Below are 10,840 nucleotides of genomic sequence, written 5' to 3'. Positions count from 1 at the left end.
ACGGCGACCTGGGAGACGGGGGCGTCTTCATGGAGGGCAACTGCGACGTTCACGACATGGCCGAGCTCCACGGCCCGGTGCTGATCGGCAAGGACACCACCATCGGGTGCCGCGCCCGAGTAAAAAAAAAAATACAAGGATAATTTAGAAATTAGATTGGTGCTGAGAATTTGGGAAGCGAAATGTCAAAATTATAGGTTTGAAATAGATTAAAATATGTTTATCCGTTTAAATTGTAGAAGGTATAACGGATTATCCTATAATGATGATTGTTGATGTTCCGAATGCTCAATTAATTCTGTTATTGTAACAAAGCGATATCCACGAACTCTTAATCTATTTATTATATCTGGAACAGCCTTCATCGAACTTATATATGATTTAAACATAATATGTAAAAGTATAATAGAGCCTGGATTTGTATTATTGACAACATAGTCTGATATTTGTGTTGGGCTTGCGCTAACATCTAAATAGCTATCAGGTGCAACATCATAGGTTATTGTTGTAATATTATTTTTATCAAGATAGTAGGGTAATATAAATAATTTTTTCCCATAGGGAGGTCGAAAGTATGTTTCACCCCTGTAGCCTAATTGTTTTATTAAATTGTTTGTTTTTTTGATCTCTTTAGCAATAGATTTATAACTTTTAATAATCATAAGTTTATGAGAATATGAATGATTGCCAATTTCATGCCCATGATCTACGATCTTTTTAAATTCTTGAGGGTTTTCTTCAATATATTTACCCACTAAGAAAAAGGTGGCTTTAATATTTGTTGAATTTAGAATTTCTATAATTTGATCTGTATGTTTTATTGTGGGACCATCGTCAAAGGTTAAGGCAACTATTTTTTCAGATGTATTTATTCGGTTAATAATTTTCCCGAAAATTTGATAATCCTTGCTTCTGCTTAGATTCCATAATAGAATAATTAATATAATTGAAGTAAATATTATTATTATTTTTTTCATGTTATCTCAATATTTTGTTTAAACTATATCGATAAAGGATACTTTTAAAGATACACTCGACTTGTCAAATAATTTGTTCTGCAGATTATCAAAGCTATTACAACTACTGATCCCCTCTATTGATAATAGTTACATCCTCGGGAATAGATGATAAAAATAAGGGGAGTGTTATATTATTGTAAGTTACTAAGTAGTCGACAAATTCGAGGTTTGAGATTAATTCAATTAAGGCATCATGAATCTTATCTTTAATTGGATAATTAAATCCAATTATTAGCTTATCTCCTTTTTCTCGGATCTCTTTAAGAAAGTGTAAGTCTTTTAGGTTTAAAAAGTCAAATTCACCATATGTAAAGATTATTCTATTATTTTTTTTCGACAGATGTTTAATGATGCGTGGGAGTACATCCTGTGTTATGATTTTTGAATCACCATGTGTGTGCAGGGAATGTAAAAGCTCATCAATTTCGATCGGCGCTGTACCAAATTTCTGCACAACAATTCCGGCTGCGGTATTTGAGAGTTGTACAGATTCTAACATGGTCAGGCCTGAGGCAAGGGCAGTGGCTATCGTTCCCACCACAGTGTCCCCTGCACCGGATACATCATAGACCTCGATTGCCTCGGTCGGTATATGGTAGCATCCATTTTCTGATATTAAACTCATCCCTTTCTCGGACCTCGTTATAAGCAGATATTCAAGATTTAATTTATTAATAACGTCAATGCCATATTTTTCTATCTCCTCATTTTCGTTTATTATCTCTTTGCCAACGACTTGACCAAATTCTTTGATGTTTGGTGTAATAATCGTTGCTCCTTTATACTTATCCCAGTTGCATCCTTTGGGATCTACTATTAATGGAATATCAGCATGCTTGGCCTTTTTGATCATATATTGACAAAGATCGAAACAGCATAGACCTTTGCCATAATCGGAGATTGTTAGGGCACCAACATTAGTGATGCAATTATCGATTTCCTTTTCAATTTTTTCCTGGAGTGAATACCCTATCTCTTGTGTAGATTCAAAATCAAGTCTTACTACCTGCTGGTGTTCTCCTATTACTCTAATTTTAGTAGTTGTGGGATTTTCTGTCTCAAAGAGTTTGCTTTCTATATTAATATCTTTGAGCAGTTTTTTTGTTATATCCCTATTGCTGTCCTTCCCTACTATACCAATAAGATATGACGCAGCTCCAAGGTGAGCAATATTGTTTACTACATTACCAGCTCCACCGAGAGCATACCTCTGCTCGTTAATCTGTACTATAGGTACAGGAGCTTCTGGAGATATTCTGCTAACCTTCCCCAAATAGAATTTATCAAGTATAATATCTCCAACAGTTAATACATATGCACTTGATAGATCGAGTTTATTCATTCACAAACTCCTCATCGAGTATTTCACAGACTATGTGAATGATAATGCTATGACATTCCTGAATTCTCGGTGTGTTATGGCTCTTAATTACAATAGGCAAATCTGATAGTCTGGATATGCTTCCACCGTCATTCCCAAGAAGGCCAATGGTATAACAGCCTATGCTCTTTGCCGCGCGCATTCCATGCAATACATTAATGCTCTTTCCAGATGTTGATATGCCTAACACTATGTCTCCTTTTTTGGCTAATGCTTCAATTTGTCTTGAGAATATCTCATCAAAGGAATAATCATTCCCTGTAGCCGTTAAAATTGAGCTGTCTGTTGTTAAGGCAATGGCTGGCAATCCCTTTCTATTCTTTTTATATCGCACTACAATTTCCGCTGCAAAATGCTGACTCTCTGCGGCGCTTCCCCCGTTCCCCATTATTAAGAGTTTATGTCCATCTCGAAAGGCTGTTGATAACCTGGATGCGAATTTGGTTACTTCATTTTCGAGTGATATCAGACCTTTGACAACTTCTATATGTTCGTATATTGAATCGTTTAAGATCATTTTTATTCTATTCTGTATTAGGGGTAATTATTACATCATTCATTATCCTCAATGTAATGATTGCAATTGAACAACTATAATAATTATATGATATATTTCATCAAGCATTTTAATAGTGTTTCTTCTTTATAATATTATACCTGCTATAATACTGGATTTCGATACGATGGATTAATTATTCAATCCATCTAGGGGGGTAATTAAAATATAGCAAGCAAAGTAATGTAATCCCAAGCAGCGAAGAGTTTGGCGAATTATACCAGAAATTCATATTGGAGTGAATTGTAAATTGTAATTGCCCTCCTGAGAGGATATGTCTAATATGCGGTATGTTTACCTTCCCTTTATGAGGATGTTAATATTGGAGTAAGCTCGCCAACATATTAATTTTTTAGGATTTATGCTATGAAGATTGCAATAAATGCAAGGGTCTTGAACGATAGACAGGGAGGGCCATATAGATATCTATATAATATTTTACGAGAGTTGTCAGTGATCGATAAAAAAAATATATATTATATCTTATTGAAGGAAGAGATCCATCTGGATTTTGCAATGCCGAATAATTTTAGAATGATCATCCGTAGAATACGAAATAAATTTATCTATGATTATATATATATCCCAATATTTTCATATCTGAATAGGATCGATGTATTTTTGTTTCCAAAGAATACATATTCGCCGATTATAAGGGGCAGGAAGATTCCTGTGTATCATGACATAGTATATTTTGAGAAATTTAATTTCCGTGAGTTTAGGTTTTTCGACAACCTTCACCACAAGCTAATGATTCCAGTGGCAGCGAAATTCTCATACATTGATTTGACTGTTTCAGAATTTACCGCTTCTAGAATGATTGAGCTTCTTAATATTGAGAAAAATAGAATTAGAATTATTACGGAGGGTGTGGAGAAGAAGTTTAGGAAAATCACAGATAAGAATATACTTAAGGGTGTTATTATGAAGTATGATCTCAAAATGCCATTTTATTTATATATAGGCTCACTGAGTCCTAGGAAGAATATGATAAACGTGTTAAAGGCATTTTTGAGAATTAAGGATAGGGTGGAGCACAATATTTATTTCATCGGGGGGTATTCCTGGAGGGATAATAAGGTATATGATTTTATAAAAGAGCATGATCTGAGCCAACGAGTGATCAAGCTTGATTATTTAGAGGATGATGAGCTTGTAGCAATATACAACCTGGCGGATTGTTTCCTTTATCCATCTAAATATGAGGGCTTTGGCTTGCCAATCCTTGAGGCGCAGGCCTGCGGCTGCCCGGTAATAACAAGCAGGGTATCCAGTTGTCCGGAGGTGGCAGGGGAAGGGGGGCTGTTGGTAAATCCCTATGACATCGATGATATCGCAAAGGGGATGCTTGAGATTGCAAATAATATGGCTCTGAAAAGTGAAATTATTGAAAAGGGTTTTGATAATTGTAAAAAGTATTCATGGGAAAGGACTGCAAGAGAATTCATAAGACTCTTTGAGGATGTCCATTTGTGATAATAAAGCTGTACCATCACCTCCCATTTTCGGCTAAGAAGAGGACCTTATGATTGATAACAAAGCCATGCTGACATGTTGAGTAGTAGAGTGAGTGGGTTGAAGATGCGCTATCAGCTACATTTGGCAGATATCATTCCCGGCTAATGAAGGAATCACATTATGATGCAGGAGTGAGGGTGATGGTAACTGCCTGTAATTCATAGTTTTTGGGTTGTTTTATAGTGTCTAGTGAAAATCCGAGAAAATAGCTTGACCGATAGAATAATCGGTTTAATTCTTCCCCTTATGTTTGAGATATTATTTTCCCCTAATCCAAAATAAATTGAATGTTAAAGGAAAAATTTTACACGATAAAGAATTTTTTATTCCCCTCAGTAGCAGGTCCATCCCTCTTTTTCCTATTCTTCTTATATGGTTTGGTTAACAATTTATCAATATCATATATGGGAAATACTAGCGAGGTTATTGAAAATTTCATATTAGACAATTTCCTTGGGCATATAATATTTTTCCTGTTGAAAATATTATTCGTATATTTAGTGATCGGCCTTGTTCTTGGTATGATGATCCAATTATTTCTCTTTTCCTATTCCTATATATTTAATAAAGAAATAAACCGGCGTAAAGGATTCCTGTTAAATCTTCTTTTTTCGAGTATAATATTTTTTATCACCTTCTTTAAGGATATAGTCAACTATCCACAGGTATATATGAATAATTTTTACTTCAAAAATCATGCCAACAAGATTATACTCGATTTTTTTGCAGATAACATCAATCCCGCAATTTTAACGATGTTACAGATTATAATCATATCATCGGTTTTCGTTATTATTCTTTTGGCTGCCTTGAAGGCCAGAAACATAATTTTCAATAGGATTATCCTTTTTCTTTTATGCATCTCCATTGTCCTATCTATAGTATATTCCCTTGATTTGGATGGATTTGATAAGAGTGATAAACCAAATATTTTAATTCTGGCATCCGATGCCCTAAGGCCGGATCATTTTAGCGGATATGGGTACTCTATAGATACAACTCCCAATATTGATAGCTTGATCAACCAGGGGGTCTCCTTCAGGAATGCATATATTGAGGTTCCAAGGACCTTCCCGTCATGGGTTTCCATCCTTACAGGGCAGTTTGCATCAACCCATGGGATTCGGCATATGTTTCCAATATCAAGTGATGTTAATCGAAATTTTGAGACCATAGTTAGGATATTAAATGATAAGGGATACTATTCATCGGTAGTCGCGGATTTTGCCGGAGATATCTTTAGCCGAATTGATCTGGGTTTTGAAAACCTTGATGTCCCATATTTCAATTTTGAGTTTCTCATAGAACAATCTATATTGGGAGATCACACATTCCTCTCTCCCCTGCTGACGAATACAATGGGATTGTCTTTGTTTCCGGTATTGAAGGATTCAGCGTACTTTTGCCCGACATATTTTTTAAGAGAGAGAATACTCAGGTCTTTGAAAAAATCTAAGGGCAGGCCATTCTTTATTACGACCTTCTTCTCTTCCACACATTTCCCTTATGCCTCTCCCTATCCATATTATAAACTCTACTCAAAGAATGATTATAAGGGCCCATACAAGTATTTCAAACAGAGAATAGTCTCGTTGGATAGCAACAAGGAGGTCAATTTATCAGAAGAGGACATCGAACAGATCAGAGCGCTATACGATGGAGGCTTGAGGGCCTTTGATGATGAGGTGGGCAGGATAATAAAATTTTTATCTGATAATGATATTCTGGATAACACAATAATTGTGATACTGTCAGATCACGGGGAGAATCTTTATGAGGCATCACTTGGGATGGGGCATGGAGAGCATTTTAGGGGTTTTTATTCTACCAGAATTCCACTCATAATCCGATACCCGAAATTGGGCTTAGAGAAGAGAGACATATTCGATGTTGTACGGCATGTTGATGTGGCTCCAACCCTGTTGTCTATCCTGAATGAGACTATTCCCGATCACATGGAGGGTGTGTCCTTGTTGCCACTTCTTGAAGGGGGAAGGGCTGATGCGTTATGCGCTTTTGGGGAAACCGGAATCTGGTTCGACAACAATATGCGTAGTGATCTTTTCTTTCAAAAGCTACGAATTATCTATCCCGATATCGCCTTACTTTCTGAGATAGACTTCCAGCTTGATAATCAGGTTGTAGTTAATAAGAATTATGCGGATACTGTAAATTTAGCAAAACATAGGTATATCTTTGACGGTAGATACAAGCTTATCTATATGCCTTTGAGGGATAGAATCGCATACGAGTTGTATGATACCCTGCGTGATCCCGGTGAGACGACAAATATCGCTTCGATTGATAAGTCAAATTTTCATAGATTAAAGAATAAACTCTTCCAATGGATTGGAAGAAATAGCGATGTGTATATTAAGAATGATTATATCTATCCAATACTGCGTTATTGATGTGTGTTTTTCTTCAAATGAAAAGGATTAACAAGATAAAAGAGTTTTTACGTCCTTGGCGTAATATGTTCATAACAGTAATATGTATATGTATTATAATATATATTCTTAAAAATTGGTCTAGAACAGCGTATCTCTACTATTCCTTGAAAGAGGTAATTGCGGTTAGCATATCTATTTGGATTATTTTCTATCTCATCAAAAAGATCGATAGATTGAAATTTCTTTATCACTCTCTAAAATATTTCATAATTACCCTCTTGTCCATTGGATTGATAGTTCTGGTCTTCCTTTTATGCTGGTACAATTATTGCTTCTTCCCAAATGATCAGGAATATTTGCGAAATAAAGCCGCATCAGTAGAATATACTAATGATTCTCATGAGGAGGTTGAGATAGACCTAATCCGCAGCCTTAAGGATGCTGAGATTAGTAATCCTCTCACAAGGAAGGATCGCGATTTTCTCCTAAAGAGCGAATTACGAAGGGATGACTTTTATATCGATACTAATCCTTATTACAATAAATCTATAAGTAATAATCTGAAATATTCGACTGGTAGGATATTTTATTATACCTATCAAAAGAATTCTATAGTCCTGAAGGGAGATTCGAGGATTGTTTATGCGTTAGGGAAAACTAGGGGTAAGGCTAGGTTTATAGAATTTGATGCAGTTTTTCCCACCCTTGCTGATTCATATACTGGGGACGGCATCCTGAGATTGTTTTTTGCAGACAGAAAAAGGAAGAGGCTTTTATTAGAAAAGAAGATAATGAGAGAAAGGAAACCTGATATTCTCCCCTTCAGGTATTCAAATCCTATCTCTTCCATCTTTTTTTACTTGCGACATCGAGGAAGGAGCGTTTTGACAGATTATGTTGGATGGGAGAGAATAAAGCAGGAAATACCAGGAAGCGAAGGGAAACTTGAGATAGAGATTACTGTGGAGGGTGGCGATAGGAACTATCTTTTTCTTGGATCTCCGAGGATCTTGACACTTTGTGAGAAAAAAAGGGATGATCATTTAAACATTGTATATCTTATATTCGATACTTTATCCAAATATCATATTGATCTATATGAATATTATGATGTATTTGAGAAAAACAACCTGGACGAGGCCTTTATTAAGCTCGGGCCTCGCAGAGTTGTAACCCCAATAATTGATAGATATACTGATAACATCTGTATCTTTGACAGGATGTACAGTACAGGACAGGTGACGCGTCCTTCCATAGTGTCGCTCTGGACTTCACAGTTGTACACAAAGAGTCGTCTTCCAGTTTTCAGAAATATTGTAACCGACAAGAATAAGAGCGAGTTCCATGATATGGGTTTTGCTAGCCTTGCTGACGAGTTATCCAAACATGGATATTTTACAAAGCAGATAAGCTGCAATGCCCAGGGGCATGGTGTTTCTGGCGTTGGAGTTGATCTTGGATTTGATGAGAACTACGATTATACGATGGAGACAACTGAACTAACAGAGAATTTCAGAAGGATAATTGAGTTTTTGAATGAAAACCAAAATAGAAAATTTTTCCTTTATTCCCACATCAATGTTCCGCATACGCCGCGTTGGATTCCATTGAGATATTTTATCCCTGCATATTTTCAATGCAACTTTATTATAAATTCCGCTACGATTTTAGGCAACTTGCGTTATATGAATGACTGCCTCGGTCATATAATGGATGCATTCGAAAGATTACATTTAGACAAAAATACGATTGTTGTTATCACTTCAGATCACAGCATGGGTCGGTGTTTATACTATAGAGGGGAGGGTGAGAATAGGGATTGGTTCTCCATATTTGAAAGAGAATCCCAATTAGTGGCTTCGTCATATAATCATTCAATCTATATCAGGAAAGGTGATATAAATCTGTATGATGATGTTGTAAATATTCCATGGATTATAATTGCTCCTTCTAACCTAAATGTGGTTCCCGGAAGGGTGACGTCAACGATAAGCGCCTTGGATATCAGCCCAACACTTCTTGATCTTGCGTTAGCTAGGGAGTGTGAAAAATTTAGTGGAAAGAGTTTTAAAAGAATGTTATTCAGCAAAGATAAGGATAAAACCAAGAGGAGCATAGCTTCATTTGTGGGAAGATTTCAGCGGGGATTTGTATACAATGGAAGATATAAGTATTGGAGAAATCTATTGGGCCTCTATAAATATAGAAGTACTGAAGACAAAAAAAAGCTGATCATGCACCAGGAGTATCTCTATGACCTGCAATATGATCCATATGAGACTCATAATCTTTCATTGAGTAGTCATAACAATGTGCTGTTGGATAAAATGAGGGAATTATATCTTCAAAATTATGTCGATTATCCTGATAAGAATTTTATTCAGATATCTCCATCCCCTGACGGCATTGAGAATTTATATACTGTAAAAGCGCAGACTCAAAGCGGTGTAATAATATATCCGGAGGTATATGATGAGTATGTAACCTTTACCACTCAATGGAGTAAACAGATAGTCTTTAATGCTAGAGTTAGCTCAAAGAGCGCATATATGAGTTTTGAGACAGATCCAAGCGACACCCCTTTAACGATTACAATATATAAGAATGGCAAGCTCTTGCCGAGAAGTGGAATATTCTCATCTATAGAGTGTGTGAATATTTTTAACAACCCCATTCAATTGTCCGGAGATATTGATTTTCATATTGCGCGGGAGCCTGGTAAAACCGGGTTGGAGAGGAAGGATATTCCTGAAGCATCTATTTATTATTCAAGAATACCATTGAACTACTGGATGGAGATGAGCAGGAGCGATAAGGATATAAACTTGAGTCCCGGCATAAAGGAGGTGCTTAGGGGATGGGGGTATATTCAATAGCATAAAATGACGCGCGAGTCATTATTTGTTTGCAGTAAGGGAAAGGAAAGATATGAAAAGGGATTGTATTCTTTTAGATGTATTTACTGATACCCCATTTGCTGGGAATCAACTTGCGGTCTTTCCTTTGGCTGATGATCTAAGCTTTGATCAGATGCAGAAATTAGCAAACGAGATCAATTATTCTGAGACAACATTTATTTTAAATAGTCCTGATGCTCAGGCAGATTTTGATATCAGGATTTTTACTCCACGTTCAGAAATGCCGTTCGCAGGATATCCAACATTAGGAACCGCTTATGTTTTACTAAATCATCTTGATGTCAAACTGAAAAACAAAAGTTCAATAAGGCTAAGGACAAAAGTAGGGATAATACCATTGGTACAATCGGATGGAAATATTTGGATGCGACAAAATGATCCAGAGTTTTGGAATATATTCGAGGATAAAGACATAATTGCTGGGCTTATCGGATTAAAGCCTGGAGATATTTCAGATGCTCTGCCTATTGAAGAGGTGTCAACAGGCAATACAATACTATTAATACCTATTAAAAGTCTATCGTCAGTGCGGGAGGCCACAGGTATTGTAAATAAAATTATTGATTTTTTGCAAATACTAATTCTATAGCGCCATATGTTTTCACCTTTGATACTGAGAATTCAGAATCAAGGGTCCATGCAAGATTTTTTGCTCCGCATTTGGGAATAATTGAGGATCCCGCAACCGGATCTGCTGCTGGCCCGTTAACCGGTTACTTATTGAAGTATGGCGTGTTTGGCCAAAAATTTGAGATACAAAATGAACAGGGAATCGAAATTGGGAGACCATCCAAAATAATGATGAGAGGAAGTTATTACGATGGAAAATATAATATAGAAATTGGTGGTAAATGTCAATTGATCGGACACTCTACATTTTACATATAGGTTTAAACCCCTGCAAAAATCATCCAACCTCTCTCATTTATCCTATCATCCATTTCTGAGATGACCAACCTCTTTAATAGGATTTCACGAAGCATGATAATTTATACCATCACTCAATAAATAGTTGGGGGAAGTACTGTAATCCCAGCTATTTGCGTGGATAAAAA

Annotated in this window: 9 protein-coding genes; 5 read left to right on the top strand and 4 right to left on the bottom strand. The window is 36.2% G+C overall.

Going from position 1 to position 10,840, the window contains the following annotated elements; all coding sequences use genetic code 11:
- Window positions 1-257 precede the first annotated feature (257 nt).
- From SVZ03_02005 to SVZ03_01995, 3 genes are all read right to left on the bottom strand, one after another.
- Complete coding sequence (locus SVZ03_02005) at window positions 258-977, bottom strand: polysaccharide deacetylase family protein (protein MDY6932981.1); 720 nt, start codon at window positions 975-977, stop codon at window positions 258-260.
- A 103-nt stretch (window positions 978-1,080) separates the two neighbouring features.
- Window positions 1,081-2,361 (bottom strand): D-glycero-beta-D-manno-heptose-7-phosphate kinase, encoded by a 1,281-nt coding sequence (gene rfaE1, locus SVZ03_02000; GenBank protein ID MDY6932980.1) that lies wholly within the window; start codon window positions 2,359-2,361, stop codon window positions 1,081-1,083.
- Entirely contained in the window at window positions 2,354-2,917 is a 564-nt protein-coding gene (locus SVZ03_01995; GenBank protein MDY6932979.1) for a D-sedoheptulose 7-phosphate isomerase, read from the bottom strand. The genes rfaE1 and SVZ03_01995 overlap by 8 nt, the downstream gene beginning before the upstream one ends.
- A 405-nt stretch (window positions 2,918-3,322) precedes the next feature.
- Here SVZ03_01995 and SVZ03_01990 point away from each other — a divergent pair, with 405 nt between their 5' ends.
- A complete protein-coding gene (locus SVZ03_01990) occupies window positions 3,323-4,432 on the top strand; it encodes a glycosyltransferase family 1 protein (protein ID MDY6932978.1) in 1,110 nt (369 codons plus the stop codon).
- 346 nt (window positions 4,433-4,778) lie between these two features.
- Here SVZ03_01990 and SVZ03_01985 read toward each other — a convergent pair whose 3' ends face one another.
- Window positions 4,779-4,913, bottom strand: coding sequence for a hypothetical protein (locus tag SVZ03_01985; GenBank protein MDY6932977.1), 135 nt, complete (start codon window positions 4,911-4,913; stop codon window positions 4,779-4,781).
- A 37-nt stretch (window positions 4,914-4,950) separates the two neighbouring features.
- On the opposite strand from SVZ03_01985, the gene SVZ03_01980 reads away from it, so the two are divergent.
- Genes SVZ03_01980 through SVZ03_01965 form a run of 4 tightly spaced genes read left to right on the top strand, consistent with a single transcriptional unit; the run spans window position 4,951 to window position 10,673 of the window.
- Window positions 4,951-6,885, top strand: a complete 1,935-nt coding sequence (locus SVZ03_01980) for a sulfatase (protein ID MDY6932976.1) — start codon at window positions 4,951-4,953, stop codon at window positions 6,883-6,885.
- Window positions 6,886-6,902: 17 nt separating this feature from the next.
- Window positions 6,903-9,743, top strand: coding sequence for a sulfatase-like hydrolase/transferase (locus tag SVZ03_01975; GenBank protein MDY6932975.1), 2,841 nt, complete (start codon window positions 6,903-6,905; stop codon window positions 9,741-9,743).
- Between the two features lie 52 nt (window positions 9,744-9,795).
- Window positions 9,796-10,374: a PhzF family phenazine biosynthesis protein gene (locus SVZ03_01970; GenBank protein MDY6932974.1), complete on the top strand. Its 579-nt coding sequence runs from the start codon at window positions 9,796-9,798 to the stop codon at window positions 10,372-10,374.
- Window positions 10,371-10,673, top strand: coding sequence for a PhzF family phenazine biosynthesis protein (locus tag SVZ03_01965; GenBank protein MDY6932973.1), 303 nt, complete (start codon window positions 10,371-10,373; stop codon window positions 10,671-10,673). The genes SVZ03_01970 and SVZ03_01965 overlap by 4 nt, the downstream gene beginning before the upstream one ends.
- The last annotated feature ends 167 nt before the right edge of the window (window positions 10,674-10,840 follow it).

The organism is Spirochaetota bacterium (assembly GCA_034190085.1).
GTDB lineage: Bacteria > Spirochaetota > UBA4802 > UBA4802 > JAFGDQ01 > JAXHTS01.
Note: the sequence above shows the minus strand (reverse complement) of the source record. Positions and strands in the feature narration are given on the sequence as shown.